This is a genomic window from Shinella sp. GW835-FHT14H05 (genome assembly GCF_058793575.1).
Map to the genome: position 1 here is coordinate 218,363 of NZ_JBXAFY010000002.1, position 16,671 is coordinate 235,033.

Sequence of the window (16,671 nt, forward strand, 5' to 3'; positions counted from 1 at the left end):
TTCCTGCTCCCACCCGTTTCAGGCAGGATGATGCGGCGGCAAAATATGGTATGCAATGACCGAAGATCGCAGTTTTCGTGATCGCTTTTGCCATAGTCGAGGACGGGACAGTCACCATGGAACGCCGCATGATCGCCCCGTGTTTCATGGACGACACGCTGGAATGCCTGCAACGTCACGGCGTGCCGGCGAAGCCGTTGCTGGCCCAGGTCGGCCTGCCGCCCGTCATCACCGGCCCCATTCCGGCCGAACAATACGGCGCGCTCTGGCATGCCGTGGCGCGGACCATGGACGACGAGTTCTTCGGCGAGGGCGCGCGCCCGATGCGCGCCGGCAGCTTTGCCCTGCTGTGCCACGCCATCCTGTCGACCGTGACGCTCGAACATGCCCTGCGGCGCGCACTCCGCTTCCTGCGGGTGGTGCTGGACGACCCGCATGGCGAACTGGTCGTCGAAAAGGGGCTGGCGCAGATCGTGCTGAGAGATAGCGGTGCCATGCGCTCGGCCTTTGCCTACCGCACTTTCTGGATCATCGTGCATGGCGTCAATTGCTGGCTGGTCGGGAGGCGAGTGCCGATCCGCTGGGTCGATTTCCGTTGTAGCGCACCGCCGACCGGCACCGACTATCGCCTGTTCTTCGGCGCGCCCGTACGCTTCGACCAGCCCGAGACGCGGCTCGTCTTCGATGCCGAATTCCTGAAGCTGCCACCAATCCGCGACGAGCGGGCGCTCAAGGATTTTCTCCGGCATGCGCCGGCAAACATCCTCGTGCGCTATCGCCACGACCTCGGCCTTTCCGCCGCCATTCGGGAGCGGCTGCACGCCACGCCGCCCGCCGCCTGGCCGAGTTTCGAGGTGCTGGCCGGCCGCATGCGCATTGCCGCGCCCAGCCTTCGGCGGCGCCTGCGGCTGGAGGGCGAGACCTATCGCTCGATCAAGGACGATCTGCGGCGCTCGCTCGCCATGGAAGCTCTCGCCGACGGCGGCACGAACGTCGCCGAGCTTGCCGCCGACCTCGGCTTTTCCGAGCCGAGCGCCTTCTATCGCGCCTTTCGCAAATGGACCGGCAAATCCCCGGCCCTCTTCCGGCGCGGCTTTCAGAGAAGTTCGGCCGGGTAAACCATTTGGCGGGTTGACTTGGCCATGCATTTACGTTGATATCAACATCACCTTACGGCAGGCTATTTTCCGTGTGAACAAAACATCGACAACGAGGAGCCGACCATGAAAATCGTGACCAGCCTGAGCTTCCAGGGACAGTGCCGCGAAGCCTTCGAATTCTACGCCAAGGTGCTCGGCGGCAAGATCACCGCGGCCATGGAATATGGCGACGCACCGCCGGACATGCCGATCAGCGATCCCAAATACAAGACCTGGCTGATGCATTGCTGGCTTGACGTCGGCGACCAGGCGCTGATGGGCGCCGACATGGATATCGCCTGGGCGCCGAATGTCGACAAACCCAAGAACGGCTTCGACGTCACCCTGCACACCACCGACAAGGCCGAGGCCAAGCGCTGGTTCGACGAACTCTCCGAAGGGGGCAAGGCGATCATGCCGTTTTCCGAGACCTTCTGGTCGCCCGGCTTCGGCTCGCTCGTCGACAAGTTCGGCGTGCCGTGGATGATCAACAGCATCCCCTCGGGCGACTGGCAGCCGGGCCAGGGCTGACCGCTCGAAGCTTCGCAACTGCCGCCTGCCCGGAGCCGGCGGCAGTTTTTCACGCAACCGCGCAGATCGCCTGAAACAGCGAGAGGCACAGCCGGTCGCATTCTTCATCCACCGGCAACGGTTGCGAGGACAGCTTGGCGATGACCACGCCGGCCGACGGGTCGACATAGAGCCATTGGCCATGCACCCCGATCGCAGCGAAGGCCCCGCTCGGATATCCCGTCTGATACCATTGATTGCGATAGCGCCCGTCCGGAAGCCAGAAATTCCCGCCCGCCAGCCAGGCCTCAGAACTGCCGCCGGTCCTTGTCGTGTCCTCGACCCAGGCCTCCGGCAGCACCTGTTCTCCGGTCGGCGATCGCCCGCCATTGCGCATCATCTCGCCGACCCGCGCGAGGTCGCCTGCCGTCATCGATATGCCGCCAGCCGCGCGCGGTGCCCCGGCCCCATCGACGGTGATCAACGCGTCCTGCGCCGCGCCCATCGGTTTCCACAGCCGCTCAGAGGCGAAATCCGCATAACGCTGCCCGCAGGCCCGCTCGATCACCAGGCCGAGCATGTCCGAGTTCGGCGACTTGTAGGAGACCGCGCCGCCATGGTCGCCCGGGCCTTTTTTCAGCGAGGCGAGGAAATCCACGAGATCGAGCGACAGCTGGCCCGCCTCGGCCGGATGCCAGAGAACAGCCCGGCGATAGCGGCCGTAATTGCCCGACGTGTCGAGATAGTCCTCCTCGAAATCCAGGGTGATGCGCATGTCCAGCAGATGGCGCACGGTGGCATCCGCATAGACCGAGCCCGCAATCTCCGGGACATAGAGAGAAACGGGTGCCTCCGGATCGAGCAGCCCCTCGGCCTCAGCAAGACCGGCCAGGAGACCTGTGATCGACTTGCTGATCGAAAACACGATATGCTGGTCTTGCGGGCCGAAATCGGCTGCGTAATAGTCGGCGATCACGCGGCCATGTTTCATGACGACGAGGGCATCCGTGGAACTGCGCAGCAGCGCCGCGGCATGTGTCGCCAGAATGCCGAGCGGATCACCGACCGCCTCGTCCGCCGCACGAGCCGACGCCCGGATGCGCATCGACGGAACCAGCTCGCCGACATTGCGAAAGGCCCAGACGTTGCAGGGCGCCTGCCGCCAGTTGTCCAGTCGCACGGTATCGCGCTCGAAACCGTATCGGGCGGTAAATGAAGATGGGGGCATTGTGTCTGACGTCCTCGATCACGCATATCTCATTCTCGACAGGCCTTCGAAGGCCTGCCGGATGCACGGAGACAACCATGCTGCGATCCCTTGAGCAACTGCGAAAACCGAGCGACGCGGCATCGCTGATCGCCGCGGACGACGAGCACATGGCGCTCATCGGCGGCGGAAAAGACTATGCCGTGCCATGGCACTGGCACGATGGATACATGGTCATGATCCCGAGCAGCGGCGTGATCGAACTCTCGCATGAAGGCCAGCCGCGCGGCCTCTGGCTGTCGCAGGACCGCTTCATCTTGGTTCCGCCGGAGCGCGCTCACACGACCCGGGCCGGCCTGGGCACCAGCGTGCATGTCGCGCTCTATGCCGCGCCGGACGCCTTGCTGCGGCTGGTCGACACGATCGGTTCGCGCGCGGCTTTTCGCCGGCGCGCAGGCGCGCCCGTGCAGATCGCCCGGACGTCGGCCATTCGCGCCATCCAGTCCCTGCTCCTGCGCAAAGATCTTGGGGAATCAAACAGTTCCGTTCGAAGAAAGCTGTCCTCCGCCTTGCTGACGCAATGCATCATGGACGTCTTTTCCGGCAAGCCGCTCTCCACCGCCACCCAGCAGAACCATGGGGCCGCGCTGGTTGAAGACATCAAATCTTTCGTCCGCCTTCACGCGGAGCGCGACATTCCGCTCGACCAGCTTGCCCAGCATTTCGGCCTGTCCCGGCGGCACCTGACGCGGCTTTTTCGGGACGCGGCCGGCCGGTCGATCGGGCAGTTCCAGCAGGAGGTGCGCATTGAAAATGCCGTCCGTCTTCTTGAGGAGACGGACCTGCCCATCGGCGAGATCGCCTACAGGATCGGGTTCGAAAGCAGCACGGCCTTGGCGCGTGCCATGCGGCACCTGCTCGACCGGTCGCCCTCGGATGTGCGGTCGGGCATGGCCCGTTCGGTCAAGGCGTAAGGCCCGCCGGGCATGCCGCCGCTGCGGCATTCCCCCTATCCTGGCCCCATAACGTCCGGCCGGAGGAGCAAACATGTTTGAGAATCGCGATCTTCACTTCGTCAGCGTCTTCTACGGTGGCCCGAACGGCGGCAATCCGGCGCCGATCGTGATCGATGCAGACGGCATGTCCGATGCCGACATGCAGCAGGTCGCGCGCGCCTTCGGCCACGAAAGCGGCTTCGTCATCAGCCCGCCGGCCGGCGCGGACTACGACCTCGCACTTCGCTTCTGGGTGCCGAACCATGAAATGTCCATGTGCGGCCACGCCACCGTCGGCGCCATCTGGCTGCTCCAGCATCTCGGACGGCTGGAGAAGGACCACCTCGACATCCAGACGAAAAGCGGCCGGGTCCAGGCGCGAATTCTGGATGCCGGATCCGTCGAGATCTCGCAGCCGGCGGGCACGATCAAGCCTGTGCCGAACCACGACATAGCCGAAATCCTGAGCGTGCTCGGCATCGAGAAAAAACACCTCGCGCCCTTCCCCATCCAGAACGCCTGCACGAGCCGGGTGAAAACGCTGGTGCCTCTGGCAAGCCCCGACATTCTGGACAACCTCCGGCCGGACTACACGCGGGTCGAGGCGATCTGCACGAGGATCGGCTCCACCGGCCTCTATCCCTATGCCGCGGTCGACCACGCCGAACAGGTCTTTGACGCCCGCCAGTTTCCGCAGTCGTCAGGTTATCCCGAAGACGCGGCGACGGGGATCGCGGCCGCAGCGCTGTCCTTCGGCCTGCTGGCGAACGGACTGGTGGAGGCCTCCCCCCGCACCATCACCATCCGCCAGGGCCGAGCGATGTTTCGCCCTTCGGAAATCTCGGTCCGCTTCAACGTCGACAACGGCCGGGCGACCGGCTGCTGGCTTGGCGGCCGGGTGCGCATGGACGGTGGCGAAACCACCGTCGCATGAGGCGTCGTCAGGGCGAGAGATACGGCATCACTTCCACGGCGCCGCGATAGATCATGTCGAGCGAGACGTAGAGGATGATCGCAAGGCCGACATAGGCGATCCAGCGGTGCTTGTTGAGCAGGCGGGCGATGAAGTTCGCCGCGATGCCCATCAGCGCGATGGAGAGCGCAAGGCCGACGATCAGCACGCTCGGATGTTCCCGCGCGGCACCGGCGACGGCGAGCACGTTGTCCAGCGACATGGAGACGTCAGCGACGACGATCTGCGTCGCGGCCTGGAAGAAGGTTTTTCGCGGGGCGCCTTCGACGTCCACGCCCTCCTCGCCATTATGGCCGGCATGCAGTTCGCGCCACATCTTCCAGCAGACCCAGAGCAGCAGCAGGCCGCCGGCGAGAAGAAGCCCGATGATCGCCAGCAGGTGCACGGCCACCGTGGCGAAGGCGATACGCAGCAGCGTTGCCGCGATGATGCCGACGAGGATCGCCTTCTTGCGCTGCGCGGGCTCCAGTCCCGCCGCCGCAAGGCCGATGACCACGGCGTTGTCGCCAGCGAGAACCAGATCGATTGCGATGACCTGCAAAAGCGCCGTCAGACCGGCTGATGTAAATATATCCATGCGTCCCCACCCTCAGATATGCATCGACTGCCGGGTAAGCGACTCGGGTTTCTCTTGTCCGAGCGACTCCTCAGCCTCTTGCGATCAGTACAGCGTCGGGTTCGCGTTTTGCAAGGTCCAGCATTGTGGTGGGCAACAGGCCGCGGCTTGGGCCCAGGGGGAAATCCGCGGGCGCATGCCGCGGATCCTCCGCCTTCATCGAGGCCTCCGGCTGCTCACACAGCCGTAAAGCCGCCGTCCACCGTCATCTCGGATCCCGTCATGTAGGACGCACCATCGGACAGCAGGAAGGCGACGGCTTCCGAGACTTCGCGCGGCTGGCCGATGCGCCCCATCACCGTGACGCCGACCAGCATTTCGTGTTTGCTTGGATCGGCCTCGTATTCCGCCGTCATCGGCGTGGAGATCGTGCCGGGATGCACGGAATTGACGCGGATTCCGAACTTTGCGTAGTCGACGGCGACGCCCTTGGTGAGAAGGCGGATCGCGCCCTTGGTGGCGCAATAGGCGCTCATGCCTTCCATGTTCGCCACATGGCCGGAAATCGAGGACACGTTGACGATCGAGCCGCCGGCCTTCATGGCGGGAAGTACGTGTTTGCAGCCGAGGAACGTACCCTTCACGTTGATGTCGAACAGGGCGTTCCAGTCGGCCATGTCGATGTCGGTGATCGTCTTGCGGATCAGGATGCCCGCATTGTTCACGAGCCCGTCGATCCTGCCGTGCTCCGCCATCGCCCATGCGACGCAGGCTTTCCACTGCTCTTCGTCGGTGACGTCGAGCGTGCGGAAATGCGCCTTGCCGCCTGCCGCGACAATGTCCTGAGCGACGCTTTCGCCGCGCCTGTCCATGTCGGTGATCAGCACCGTCGCGCCGCGCTCGGCAAAGAGCCGCGCATGCGCCTCGCCCATCCCCCTGGCACCGCCGGTGATGAGAATGATCTTGTCTTTCAACATTGTATAAGCTCCGCAATCCTGGCCGGGATCGACCGGGAGTGTCCTCCCGGTCGCGCTGATGGTCATTCCTTCAGGAATTTGTCGGCATTGGCCGGGGTGATCTCGATCCACGGCACGTCATATTGCTTGGCGGTGCCGCCGGCCCATGTCATGTCGCCCTGCCAGATATCGGCCTTCGGCTCGTAGCTCTCGCCGACGACCGCGCGCAAGGCGAGGTCGAGTGCGCCCTGCCCCTCGTGATGGGCCGACTTGAACAGCGTGAACAGCCCGTGCGACTTCACGGCGCGGATGCCGTCCTGGATGCCGTCGATCGCCACCACCTTCACCTTGGCCGTGTCGAGCCCCTTGCCCTCGATCGCCTGGATCGCGCCGAGCGCCATCTCGTCGTTCTCGGCGATCACGCCGTTGACCGCATCGCCGTAGAGCGAGAGCCAGTTCTCCATCACCGCCAATCCCTCGGCGCGCGACCAGTTGGCGGTCTTCGAGGCGAGCAGTTTAAGCTCCGGGTTCTTTGCCAGCACGCCGTCGATGCCTTCGCGGCGCAGGAGCTGCGGGGAGTTGCCGATCGGGCCTTCCAGGATCACGACATTGCCCGCGCCCTTCAGTTCGCTTGCCATGTGCTCCGCGATGATGCGGCCGCCATCGACGTCGTTGGTGCCGATATAGGCGAACATCTGGTCCGAATTAGCCTTCGTCACCGCGCCGATGACCGGGATGCCGGCCGCGGCGGCGCGCGCCACGGGTGCGGTCGCCGCCTCGGAATCGATCGGCGAGAAAATGATGGCGTCGACCCGCTGGGTGATCAGCGTGTCCATCTGGTTGCTCTGGACGGAGGCGTCGAAGCGGCCGTCGAGAACGGTGATCTTGACCGTGCCGTCCTTGACGAGCGGATGCTGCTCGATCTCGTTGACGAAGGTCGACATATATTCCGGCAGGCCGAAGGGCATCAGCGCGATGCGGTATTCGGACCATGCGGACTGCGTCGACATCAGCGTCAACGCGGCTGCCATGAGGGCGAGTTTCTTCAGTTTCACAGACATATCCTCCCGAGGTTCTGTGGTTGGTAGAAGTCTAGCGGCGGCGCCCGACATCGAGCAGGACGGCGCCGACGATGATCAGGCCCTTGACGACCTGCTGGTAGTAGGAAGAAATTCCCAAGAGATCCAAACCGTTGTTGATGGTACCGATGATCAGCGCGCCGAAGACGGTGCCGATCAGCGTGCCCTTGCCGCCGGAAAGGCTGGTGCCGCCGATCACCACGGCCGCGATGGCGTCCAGTTCGTAGGCGATGCCGGCCTGCGGCAGGGCGGCGGTCGAGCGGGCGGTGAGGATGACGCCGGCAAGCGAGGCGAGCACGCCGGAGACGATGTAGGTGAGTGCGGTGACGCGGCGGGTGCGCACGCCGTTGGTGATCGCTGCGCGCTCGTTGCCGCCCACAGCATAGACGTGGCGGCCGAACACCGTGTAGCGCAGCACGAACCAGCAGACCGCAAAGACCACCGCGAGGGCGACGATCGGCACCGGAATGCCGAGCACCGCCCCGTTGCCGAACCACAGGAACGGCTGCGACAGGTTGGAGATCGGCCGGCCATCCGTGTAGATGAAGGTCAGGCCGCGCGCGGCACTCAACATGCCGAGCGTCACGACGAAGGCCGGGATGCGCAGATAGGCGGTGAGCGCGCCGTTGACGAGACCGGCGACAAATCCTGTGGCAAGGCTTGCGAGAAGCGCCACGCCGATGAACGAGTGGTCGGGCGTCACCGAAAAGCTCGCGGCCACCGCGCCGCAGAGCGCCATGACCGACCCGACGGACAGGTCGATGCCGCCGGCGAGGATGACATAGGTGACCCCGATCGCCAGGATGCCGTTGATCGCCGTCTGGCGGATGATGTTCGTCCAGTTGTTCCAGGTCAGGAAGAACTCGCTCGACAGCGTGAGCACGACGCACAGCAGCACGAAGACGATCAGGATGCCCTGGTTCTGCAGAATATTGCGGGCGGTCGCGCCGAATTGCGACAGGGCCGGATTGCCCGGCTTACGAAGACTTTCACTGTTCATGGACATTTTCCTCCCCCTCCTCGAGGCTGAGGCTCAAGGATGCCTCGTGCAAAAGTGTTCGCTGGTCGGACTGGGCGGCGCGCACGAAGCGCTTCAGCCGGCCCTTCTTGAAGATCGCGATGGAGCCGCAGAGCTGCAGCAGTTCCGGCGCCTCGGAGGAACAGACGAGCACCGCGCCGCCGCCCGCCGCAAAATCCCGCAGGAGTTGGTAGATCTCCTGCTTGGCGCCCTCGTCGATGCCGCGGGTGGGCTCGTCGCAGATCAGTACCTTCGGCTGCGAGGCGAGGCAGCGCGCCACCACCACCTTCTGCTGGTTGCCGCCGCTCAAGGCGGCGACCTTGAGACCGTCGCCGCTGGTGCGCACCGAAAGGCGCTTGATCATGCCAGCGCTCAGCACCTTCTCCCGTCCACGCGCAATCATTCCGAACCGCGCCAGGCTGCCGAGCACCGGCATCGAGATGTTGTGCCGGATCGAGGCTTCGAGATTGAGCCCGGAGTCCTTGCGGTCCTCGGTCACCATGGCCATGCCGGCGGCGATCGCCCGGTCCGGGCGCTGGGGCGGCAGGACGGTGCCGCAGAGCCGCACCACGCCTTCATTACGCGCGCCAATACCGTAAACGGCGTTCAGGAATTCGCTGCGGCCCGAGCCCATCAGGCCGTAGATGCCGGTGATCTCGCCGGCGCGCAGCCTGAGGCTGATGTCGTGGAACTGCTGGCGGTGCGACAGGTGTTCCACGTCGAGCAGGATCGGCGCGTCGTCTGCCTTCGCCCCGGCGGTTTCGCTGCGCGTCGGCATCTCGTGGCCGATGATCAGCTCCACCAGGTGACGCCGGTCGATCTCGGCCATGTTGCCGCTGGTGATATAACGGCCGTCGCGAAAGATCGTGTAGCGGTCGGCGATCTCGAAAAGCTCTTCGAGCCGGTGGCTGACATAGATGACGCCGACGCCGCTGGCGGTGAGACGCCGGATGGCGTCGAACAGGATCTGCGTTTCATGCTCGCCGATAGCTGAGGTCGGTTCATCCATGATGAGGATGCGCGCGTTGCGGCTGATGGCGCGTGCGATCTCGACGAGTTGGGTCTGCGCCAGCGAGAGCTGCGCCATCTTTCGCGCCGCATCGACGTCGAAATGCAGTTCCGCGAGCAGTTGGCGCGCGTTGCGCAGCATCGCCGCATGATCGACAAGCCCCCCGCCGCGGCGCGGCTCACGGCCGAGAAAGATATTCTCGGCCGCGGTCATGTCGGGCACCGGGGAAAGCTCCTGCGTGATGATGGCGATGCTTTCGGCCAGCGCGTCGGCCGGCGAGCGGAAATTGACCTCCCGGCCGTGGATGCGCACCGTCCCCTCATCCCGCTGGAGCAGGCCCATGAGGATGTTGAGGAAGGTCGATTTGCCCGCGCCATTGCCGCCGCACAGCGCCAGCACCTCACGGGGGGCGAGCGTGATCTCGCCGTTGACGAGGGCCGGCACGCCGTCGAAGGATTTGGAGACGCCGCGCGCCTCCACCAGGTATTGGGTCATGGCAAGCCTCCGCTCGGCCAGAGAGGATCAGCTCGCGAGATAACCGCCGTCGATGACCAGCTCACTGCCGGTCATGTAGGAGGACTCGTCGGAGGCGAGGAAAAGCACGCCATTGGCGATCTCTTCCGCCTTTGCGGGGCGGCCAAGCAGGGACGGCCCGAGTAGCGCCTTGGTGGCGACCGGGTCGTTGACGATATCCTTCGACAGGTGGGTGATCGTCAGGCTCGGATGCACCGAATTGACCCGGATGCCGTCCTTGGCCACTTCCGTCGCCGTCGCCTTGGTCAGCAGCCGCACCGCACCCTTGGAGGCGACATAGGCGACCGCGTCGGGGAAGCCGACGATGCCCCAGTTCGAGCTGATATTGACGATCGAGCCGCCGCCGGCCTTGCGCATCAGCGGGATTGCGGCGCGCGACCCGAGGAACACGCCCTTGGCGTTGATCGAGAAGGTCCTGTCCCAGGCGGCGCTGTCGGTGTTTTCCGTCGTGCCGGAAAGGTAGATGCCGGCATTGTTGATCAGGATGTCGGCCTTGCCGAATTTCTCCTCGACGGATTTCTGGAGCTTTGCCCAGTCTTCCTCGGAGGCGACGTCGAGGACGTGGAACTCCGCCGTGCCGCCGGCCGCTTCGATGTCCGCGACGACCTTTTCACCGTCTTCCCGGTTGATGTCGGTGACAATAACCGTCGCGCCTTCGGCCGCGAGCCGGAGCGAGAAGGCCCGCCCCATGCCGAGCGCGCCGCCCGTTACGATCGCCACCTTGCCCTCGACGCGGCCCTGAGATGCGGTTTGACCCTTGTTCGACATCGGATGCTCCTCCTTGCTTTCCTGACGATGATCGCCAGCCTCGCAAGAGAAGGAGCAGGAAGCGTGCCAACTCTTAAAATTGTTCCATTTCAATCACTTACAAAAAACACCCGTGTCGCAGCCCTTGGACGCAGCGACAGGGGCGTGTCACATCTGCGACACGCCCTGCGCCTCACGGCGCGGACGCCATGCGGATCAGGCCGAGCGCGGAAATCCGGCGATGCAAGGTCGCGCGCGAGATGCCCAGCCGCTGGGCGGCAAGCTTGACGTTCCAGCCGCTCTGCTGCAACGCCAGCTCGATGATCTGGCGTTCATTGCCGGTCACATCCGCCGGGCCGCCGGCGCCGTCCGCCTTGAAGGGCGGCGGAAGATCGCGAAGCGAGATCGTCGCCGTTTCCGCGAGCGTCGCCGCGAAACGGGCCACATGTTTCAGCTCCCGGATGTTGCCGGGCCACTGGTAGGCGAGCAGGATTTTCAGCACCGCCGGATCGATGCGGGCATCGGGAATGCCGGCCTCGGCGGCCTCGCGCAGGAGAAAGCGCTCGATGACGAGATGCCGGTCGGACCGCGCCCGCAGCGGCGGCACGCTCAAGGTCGCGCCACTGAGCCGGTAGAACAGGTCCTGCCGGAAGCGCCCTTCCTCGACGAGCTTCGGAATGTCGTGCAGGCTCGCCGAGATCAACGAGAACTGCACCTTCGTGTGCTCGGTCGCACCGAGCGCGACGAACTCCCCATCGGACAGCACCTGCAACAGGCGCGTCTGGAGCGCCAGCGGCATGTCGCCGATCTCGTCGAGGAACAGCGTGCCGCCATCGGCTTCCGCGATCCGCCCTTTCGAGCCCTGCTTGGAAGCACCGGTAAAGGCGCCGGGGCGGTAGCCGAACAGCTCGCTTTCGATGAGTTCCGGGGGAATGGCGGCGCAGTTGATGGAAACGAACGGCCCCTTCGACCAGGCGCTCGCCTGATGCAGCGCCTTGGCGAGCGCCGTCTTGCCGGAGCCGGTCTCGCCTTGCAGCAGCACGGGCAGGCGGCGATCGACGAGCTTCTGCATGCGCCCGATCTGGAGCGCCATCGCCGGATCGTCGCCGACCAGCAGCTTCATGTCCGGCGCCTGCACCGCCGCCTTGGGCAGCACGCGCGACGCCGTTGCGGCCAGCGCCGGCCGCTTGTCGGATTCGGCAAGGCGGATGAAAAACCGGTTGCCGTTGACCTCGATCTCCGCCGACTGCGCACTCGAAAAGACGTTGCGGCCTGCACCTGTGACGTCGAACAGCGACTGGCCGATCAAGGACGTGTTCTTGCGCGACAGGAAGCGCAACACATCCGGCGTCGCATCGACGATGCGGCCGGAGGAATCGAGCGCCATGCGCATCTCGACGCCGACATCGGAAAAATCCTCGTATTGCGAGACGCGCAGCAGGTCGCGGCCCGTGTGGCAGCGCGAGAAGAAGCGGTTCTCGATGCGGCGTGCGGCACGGCGCACGACCTCGCTGACGATCGACTGCACGGAATGATCGCTCGGCCGCGCGGTGCTGACGTTGAGCGCTGCCGCGACCTTGCCGCCACCGCCGAAGATCGGCGCGACGGTACAGCTAAAATCGACGAGGCGCTCGTCGAAATGGTTGTCCATGACGATGGAGACGGGCTTTGCCTCGGCAAGGCAGGTGCCGATGCCGTTGGTGCCTTGCAACTCCTCCGACCAGACCGCGCCGAGGATCAGGCCGGAATCGGCGCATTTGCCGGCGGACGGGTTTTGCGAGCGGAACAGCACCGTGACGCCGCGGCCATCCGTCAGCGAAACGATGTAGTCATGCGCGACGAAACGGGTAAACAGCCGCTCCACTTCCGGCATCGCGACCGCGATGAGGTCCTCCACCCGCTCCTGGTAGCTTTTCAGCTCCGTCTGCGTAACGACGGTCGGGAAGGCCACCTTGTACGGGTCGAGGCCGTATTGTTCGACGCAGCGCTCCCAGGAGGCGACGACGCGCGACAGATGCGGCTGGTTGGCGCCCTGCAACCGCGCCGACTGGCCGAGCGCGGAGATGACCGTGTGCGAATGGTTTGTCGTGGCAGTCATGGTTACGTCCTCCCGACGCCCTCAACCGGATAATGTTCGGCGTGGTTCCTTACGCGCGAATTGTCGCCGTCCCGCCCGCGACGTCAACAGCACATCCTTGTGAAACCGATAGCACGAAGCCGCCGCTTCTGTCATTTCGCGCAATGCTCATAGAGCCCGCCCGCGCCTGCAACACCAGGCTGTCGCAGCCGTGTCGCACTGCGACAGTGCCCTGGTTCGCAAGCCCCGTTTTCCGGTGCGCGCCCAGTTGGCACGGAAACTGCTGTGCTTTTGGCGAAGCACAATCGTCCGGAGGAAACCATGTCGAAGAAGGCGCTCGTCGTCGGTGCAAGCGGTGTGATCGGTCACGCCGTCGTCCGCTATCTCGAAACCTGTTCCGATTGGAGCGTGGTGGGAACAGCGCGCAACGAGGCCCCGGCCTTCATGTCCGGCGTTCCGTGGATTGCGGCCGACCTTGCCGATCCGGCCTCGCTTGCAACCCATCGTGAGGCCCTCTCCGATGTGACGCATGTCTTCTACGCGGCCTATGTGCCGGACCGCGACCTCGCGCAGGAAGCCCGCCACAATGCGGCGATGCTGGCGAACCTGCTGGACGGACTGGCTGGTGCCGGGGCGCCGATCGAGCGGGTGGTGCTGTTCCAGGGCGGCAAGGTCTATGGCCTGCATCTCGGGCCGGTGAAGACGCCGATGCGCGAAGACGATCCGCGCCACATGCCGCCGAACTTCTACTACGATCTCGAAGACACGCTGGCGGGATATTGCGCGCGGCATGGCTGGACCTATTCGCTGCTACGCCCGGACGTCGTGCTCGGCGCCATCGGCGGCAAGTCGCTGAACCTCGCCATGGTCATCGGTGCCTATGCCGCGATCTGCCGGGAGCTCGAAGTCCCGTTCCGCTTTCCGGGTTCGGCCGCCTGCTACGGCGTGCTGATGCAGGCGACGGACGCCGATCTTCTCGCCCGCGTCAGCATTTGGGCGGCAACGGCGCCGATTGCCGCGGGCCAGGCGTACAACGTCACGAACGGCGATCTCTTCCGCTGGGACCAGCTCTGGACAGCGCTTGCCGATCACTACGGTCTGGAAATCGGCCCGCCCCTGTCGATCCGCCTCGTGGATCACATGCGCGACAAAGGCCCCCTGTGGTCGGCGATGACGGAGCGCTATTCCCTGACCCCCGCCCGCTACGAAGACGCCATCCCGTGGAGTTTCGGCGACTGGGTTTTCCACACCGGCTTCGATGTCGTCTCCGATCTCACCAAGCTGCGCATCCACGGCTGCCATGAAATCCGGTCGACCGAGGCGACGTTGATCGAGAAGATCGGCCAGCTCCAGGCCAAGCGGCTCATCCCGCCGCTCCAGAACTAGAGGAACACACGATGGACGCATTCGAGACCTGGCCAAAGGCCCTGACCGAGGAATTCACCGCCAACCAGCAAAACGGCCGCGTCGGCGGAAAACTGGTTTCGGAGACCGAGACGCTGCGCATCTGGCATCTCCATATTCCCCCGGGCGAACGCCTCGGATTCCACCGCCATGTGCTGAACTATTTCTGGACGGCGCTGGTGCCCGGCCGGGCGCGCAGCCACTACGGCGACGGCCGCATCGCCGAGGCCACCTATACCGCCGGCGAGACGAAACACTTCACCTTCGACGCCGGCCAATCGATGATCCACGACCTGGAGAACATCGGCACCGAGCCGCTCGTCTTCGTCACGGTCGAGTTCAAACAGAGCGCAAACCAGCCCCTGCCCTTGTGAGGCCGCAATGAGGCGTGTCGGCGCCTCAATAGGCGACGACACGGTTGTCGTTCGGATCCGCCCATTTGGTGTTCGGGACGACGGAGAACCAGCCGGGACGCGACGGGTCGCGGTCATAGGGATAGCCGCCGAGCGTCTTGTGCAGGTCGGCATATTTCCCGAGCTTGTCGCGGTCGAGCTCGACGCCGAGCCCCGGCGCGGTCGGCACCTTGATGGCTCCGTTCTCATAGCGCATCGGCCCGCCGATAATGATGTCGTCGGTGAGTTGGTGATAATGGGCGTCCGCGTGGAAGACGAGGTTCGGCAGCACCGCGCCGAGATGCAGCATGGTGGCGAGCTGGATGCCGAGCTCGCCAGACGAATGTACGGCGATGCCGAGCTGGAAGGTCTCACAGACGCCCGCAGCCTTGACGCAGGGCCGGATGCCGCCCCAGAAGGTCGTATCGAGCAGGATAACGTCGACCGCGGGATTGAGTATGTTGGCGGCAAGCTGCTCGAAGTTGATTACCACTGTATTGGTGGCAAGCGGCATGCTTGTGTTCTCGCGCACCCGGCGCATGCCGTTCAGGCCCCAGGTCGGGTCCTCGTAATAGTCGTTGTTGAGGTCCTCGATGCCCTTGGCGAAGCGGATCGCCTCCTCGACGCTGAAGGCGGCGTTAGGGTCATAACGAACGCTGTCGGGTCCGAGCGCCTTCGCCCAGGCGCGAAAAACCTCCAGTTCGTAGTCAGGTGGGAAGACGCCGCTCTTCAGCTTGTGCGTGGTGAAGCCGCACTTTTTCTTCAAGGCGAGCGTCTGCTCGATGAGCTGGTCGGCCGTGCGCGTCTCGCCCTCGCCGGTATCCTTGTTGGGCAAGCGGAAGAACATATAGCTGGCGAAGGGCACCACATCGCGCATCTTGCCGCCAAGGATGTCGTAGACCGGCACGCCGAGGAATTTGCCCATAATGTCGAGACACGCGAACTCGATCGCCGCATGCATCTGCGTGCGGTTGTTGTATAGGCTGGCGGTCGGGTTGCAGATCATGAAGCGGAGGTTTTCCAGCTCGAAGGGATCATGCCCGACGAGATAGGGTTTCAGCGCGCGGAATGCCGCTTCAGCGCTCTCCCCACCGCCGCCCATCTCGCCGAGGCCGACGATCCCGACATCCGTCTCCACCTCAACGATGGTGCGCACGAACCGCCCCCAATGCGCGCCGTTGGAATGGCGCAGCGGCGCCTCCAGCGGCACGGTGACGGTGGTAGCGCGGATATCGGTGATTTTCGGTCGCTTCATGGGAGGCTCCAATGCAGTCTTTCTGTTGGGAACGGCCGGGCGTGGCGCCGGCTAGCTGATCATCCGGGTCATCTCGTCGACGCTGATCTCGCTGGCGGGCAGATCGGCGATCTTCTCGCCCCGCGCCATTGCGACGATGCGGTCGGAAATCGGGTGGATGTGATGCAGGTTGTGGCTGATGAAGATCGAGGTGACGCCGAGCCCCTTCAGCTCCACGACATGGTCCAGCACCTTGTTGGTCTCCTTAACCGAGAGGTGGTTGGTAGGCTCGTCGAGGATCAGTACCTTCGAGCGGAAATGCATGGCCCGCGCGATCGCCACCCCCTGGCGCTGGCCGCCCGACAAGGCTTTGACCGGCGTGTCGGCGCCGCGGAGATGCAGGCTCACGCCGCGAAGACCCTCCATGGCCTCGCGCGCCATCTTCTCCCGATCGACGATGCCGAAGCCGGGACGGCCGAATTTCAGCGGCTCGCGGCCGATGAAGAAGTTCTGCGCGATCGACATTTCCGGCACCATGGCCGTGTATTGGTAGATAGTCTCGATGCCGAGGCCCATCGCAACTTCCGGGCCGGTGATGGAAACGCTTCGGCCCTCGATGAAGATTTCGCCCTTGTCCTGCGTGTGAACGCCCGACAGGATCTTGATCAGCGTCGACTTGCCGGCGCCGTTGTCCCCGACGAGGCCGATCACCTCGCCGCGCGCGGCATGGAAATCGACATTCTTCAGGGCATGCACCGCGCCGTACCATTTTTGCAGGCCGACGCATTTGATGATGGGTTCTTCGACGGCCGGGGCCGGATTTGCAGCTACGTTCATGGTC

16 protein-coding genes are annotated in these 16,671 nt (G+C 64.6%); 6 read left to right on the forward strand and 10 right to left on the reverse strand.

What is annotated here, in order from left to right:
- Positions 1 to 116: 116 nt before the first annotated feature.
- Together AC1Q6Z_RS08435 and AC1Q6Z_RS08440 are read left to right on the forward strand one after the other, a co-directional pair.
- Positions 117 to 1,118 carry an AraC family transcriptional regulator gene (locus tag AC1Q6Z_RS08435; protein ID WP_492647432.1) on the forward strand — a complete coding sequence of 334 codons (1,002 nt, stop codon included), beginning with the start codon at positions 117 to 119 and terminating at the stop codon, positions 1,116 to 1,118.
- A 105-nt stretch (positions 1,119 to 1,223) separates the two neighbouring features.
- Positions 1,224 to 1,670 carry a VOC family protein gene (locus AC1Q6Z_RS08440; RefSeq protein ID WP_492647433.1) on the forward strand — a complete coding sequence of 149 codons (447 nt, stop codon included), beginning with the start codon at positions 1,224 to 1,226 and terminating at the stop codon, positions 1,668 to 1,670.
- A gap of 49 nt (positions 1,671 to 1,719) precedes the next feature.
- On the opposite strand, the gene AC1Q6Z_RS08445 is transcribed toward AC1Q6Z_RS08440, so the two are convergent.
- Positions 1,720 to 2,877 (reverse strand): serine hydrolase domain-containing protein, encoded by a 1,158-nt coding sequence (locus AC1Q6Z_RS08445; protein WP_492647434.1) that lies wholly within the window; start codon positions 2,875 to 2,877, stop codon positions 1,720 to 1,722.
- Positions 2,878 to 2,954: 77 nt separating this feature from the next.
- Between AC1Q6Z_RS08445 and AC1Q6Z_RS08450 the strand changes: the two genes are divergently transcribed.
- Positions 2,955 to 3,830, forward strand: a complete 876-nt coding sequence (locus tag AC1Q6Z_RS08450; RefSeq protein ID WP_492647435.1) for an AraC family transcriptional regulator — start codon at positions 2,955 to 2,957, stop codon at positions 3,828 to 3,830.
- A 73-nt stretch (positions 3,831 to 3,903) separates the two neighbouring features.
- Positions 3,904 to 4,785, forward strand: a complete 882-nt coding sequence (locus AC1Q6Z_RS08455; RefSeq protein WP_492647436.1) for a PhzF family phenazine biosynthesis protein — start codon at positions 3,904 to 3,906, stop codon at positions 4,783 to 4,785.
- A 7-nt stretch (positions 4,786 to 4,792) separates the two neighbouring features.
- On the opposite strand, the gene AC1Q6Z_RS08460 is transcribed toward AC1Q6Z_RS08455, so the two are convergent.
- The 7 genes from AC1Q6Z_RS08460 to AC1Q6Z_RS08490 form a co-directional block, all read right to left on the reverse strand.
- The gene (locus tag AC1Q6Z_RS08460; RefSeq protein WP_435264830.1) at positions 4,793 to 5,401 is read right to left on the reverse strand and encodes a TerC family protein; all 609 of its coding nucleotides are present in this window, start codon (positions 5,399 to 5,401) and stop codon (positions 4,793 to 4,795) included.
- A 215-nt stretch (positions 5,402 to 5,616) separates the two neighbouring features.
- Positions 5,617 to 6,357 carry an SDR family NAD(P)-dependent oxidoreductase gene (locus AC1Q6Z_RS08465; protein ID WP_492647437.1) on the reverse strand — a complete coding sequence of 247 codons (741 nt, stop codon included), beginning with the start codon at positions 6,355 to 6,357 and terminating at the stop codon, positions 5,617 to 5,619.
- 62 nt (positions 6,358 to 6,419) lie between these two features.
- The gene (locus AC1Q6Z_RS08470; protein WP_492647438.1) at positions 6,420 to 7,391 is read right to left on the reverse strand and encodes a substrate-binding domain-containing protein; all 972 of its coding nucleotides are present in this window, start codon (positions 7,389 to 7,391) and stop codon (positions 6,420 to 6,422) included.
- Positions 7,392 to 7,428: 37 nt separating this feature from the next.
- Complete coding sequence (locus tag AC1Q6Z_RS08475; RefSeq protein WP_256114669.1) at positions 7,429 to 8,415, reverse strand: ABC transporter permease; 987 nt, start codon at positions 8,413 to 8,415, stop codon at positions 7,429 to 7,431.
- A complete protein-coding gene (locus AC1Q6Z_RS08480; protein WP_492647439.1) occupies positions 8,405 to 9,937 on the reverse strand; it encodes a sugar ABC transporter ATP-binding protein in 1,533 nt (510 codons plus the stop codon). The genes AC1Q6Z_RS08475 and AC1Q6Z_RS08480 overlap by 11 nt, the downstream gene beginning before the upstream one ends.
- A 27-nt stretch (positions 9,938 to 9,964) precedes the next feature.
- Positions 9,965 to 10,744 (reverse strand): SDR family NAD(P)-dependent oxidoreductase, encoded by a 780-nt coding sequence (locus tag AC1Q6Z_RS08485; RefSeq protein ID WP_439622426.1) that lies wholly within the window; start codon positions 10,742 to 10,744, stop codon positions 9,965 to 9,967.
- Between the two features lie 172 nt (positions 10,745 to 10,916).
- Positions 10,917 to 12,821, reverse strand: coding sequence for a sigma-54-dependent Fis family transcriptional regulator (locus AC1Q6Z_RS08490; RefSeq protein ID WP_492647440.1), 1,905 nt, complete (start codon positions 12,819 to 12,821; stop codon positions 10,917 to 10,919).
- A gap of 300 nt (positions 12,822 to 13,121) precedes the next feature.
- Between AC1Q6Z_RS08490 and AC1Q6Z_RS08495 the strand changes: the two genes are divergently transcribed.
- Both AC1Q6Z_RS08495 and AC1Q6Z_RS08500 read left to right on the forward strand, forming a co-directional pair.
- The gene (locus tag AC1Q6Z_RS08495; RefSeq protein ID WP_492647441.1) at positions 13,122 to 14,186 is read left to right on the forward strand and encodes an SDR family oxidoreductase; all 1,065 of its coding nucleotides are present in this window, start codon (positions 13,122 to 13,124) and stop codon (positions 14,184 to 14,186) included.
- 11 nt (positions 14,187 to 14,197) lie between these two features.
- Positions 14,198 to 14,578: a cupin domain-containing protein gene (locus tag AC1Q6Z_RS08500; protein WP_492647442.1), complete on the forward strand. Its 381-nt coding sequence runs from the start codon at positions 14,198 to 14,200 to the stop codon at positions 14,576 to 14,578.
- A 25-nt stretch (positions 14,579 to 14,603) separates the two neighbouring features.
- Here the strand turns inward: AC1Q6Z_RS08500 and AC1Q6Z_RS08505 are convergent, their stop codons facing one another.
- Together AC1Q6Z_RS08505 and AC1Q6Z_RS08510 are read right to left on the reverse strand one after the other, a co-directional pair.
- Entirely contained in the window at positions 14,604 to 15,851 is a 1,248-nt protein-coding gene (locus AC1Q6Z_RS08505) for an enolase C-terminal domain-like protein (RefSeq protein WP_492647443.1), read from the reverse strand.
- A 51-nt stretch (positions 15,852 to 15,902) separates the two neighbouring features.
- Positions 15,903 to 16,667, reverse strand: a complete 765-nt coding sequence (locus AC1Q6Z_RS08510; protein WP_492647444.1) for an ATP-binding cassette domain-containing protein — start codon at positions 16,665 to 16,667, stop codon at positions 15,903 to 15,905.
- Positions 16,668 to 16,671: the final 4 nt, after the last annotated feature.

Bases quoted from the DNA above. Each gene is read 5' to 3' on its own strand.
- AC1Q6Z_RS08435 (WP_492647432.1), top strand. From the start codon at position 117: ATGGAACGCCGCATGATCGCCCCGTGTTTCATGGACGACACGCTGGAA.
- AC1Q6Z_RS08440 (WP_492647433.1), top strand. From the start codon at position 1,224: ATGAAAATCGTGACCAGCCTGAGCTTCCAGGGACAGTGCCGCGAAGCC.
- AC1Q6Z_RS08445 (WP_492647434.1), bottom strand. From the start codon at position 2,877: ATGCCCCCATCTTCATTTACCGCCCGATACGGTTTCGAGCGCGATACC.
- AC1Q6Z_RS08450 (WP_492647435.1), top strand. From the start codon at position 2,955: ATGCTGCGATCCCTTGAGCAACTGCGAAAACCGAGCGACGCGGCATCG.
- AC1Q6Z_RS08455 (WP_492647436.1), top strand. From the start codon at position 3,904: ATGTTTGAGAATCGCGATCTTCACTTCGTCAGCGTCTTCTACGGTGGC.
- AC1Q6Z_RS08460 (WP_435264830.1), bottom strand. From the start codon at position 5,401: ATGGATATATTTACATCAGCCGGTCTGACGGCGCTTTTGCAGGTCATC.
- AC1Q6Z_RS08465 (WP_492647437.1), bottom strand. From the start codon at position 6,357: ATGTTGAAAGACAAGATCATTCTCATCACCGGCGGTGCCAGGGGGATG.
- AC1Q6Z_RS08475 (WP_256114669.1), bottom strand. From the start codon at position 8,415: ATGAACAGTGAAAGTCTTCGTAAGCCGGGCAATCCGGCCCTGTCGCAA.
- AC1Q6Z_RS08480 (WP_492647439.1), bottom strand. From the start codon at position 9,937: ATGACCCAATACCTGGTGGAGGCGCGCGGCGTCTCCAAATCCTTCGAC.
- AC1Q6Z_RS08485 (WP_439622426.1), bottom strand. From the start codon at position 10,744: ATGTCGAACAAGGGTCAAACCGCATCTCAGGGCCGCGTCGAGGGCAAG.
- AC1Q6Z_RS08490 (WP_492647440.1), bottom strand. From the start codon at position 12,821: ATGACTGCCACGACAAACCATTCGCACACGGTCATCTCCGCGCTCGGC.
- AC1Q6Z_RS08495 (WP_492647441.1), top strand. From the start codon at position 13,122: ATGTCGAAGAAGGCGCTCGTCGTCGGTGCAAGCGGTGTGATCGGTCAC.
- AC1Q6Z_RS08500 (WP_492647442.1), top strand. From the start codon at position 14,198: ATGGACGCATTCGAGACCTGGCCAAAGGCCCTGACCGAGGAATTCACC.
- AC1Q6Z_RS08505 (WP_492647443.1), bottom strand. From the start codon at position 15,851: ATGAAGCGACCGAAAATCACCGATATCCGCGCTACCACCGTCACCGTG.
- AC1Q6Z_RS08510 (WP_492647444.1), bottom strand. From the start codon at position 16,667: ATGAACGTAGCTGCAAATCCGGCCCCGGCCGTCGAAGAACCCATCATC.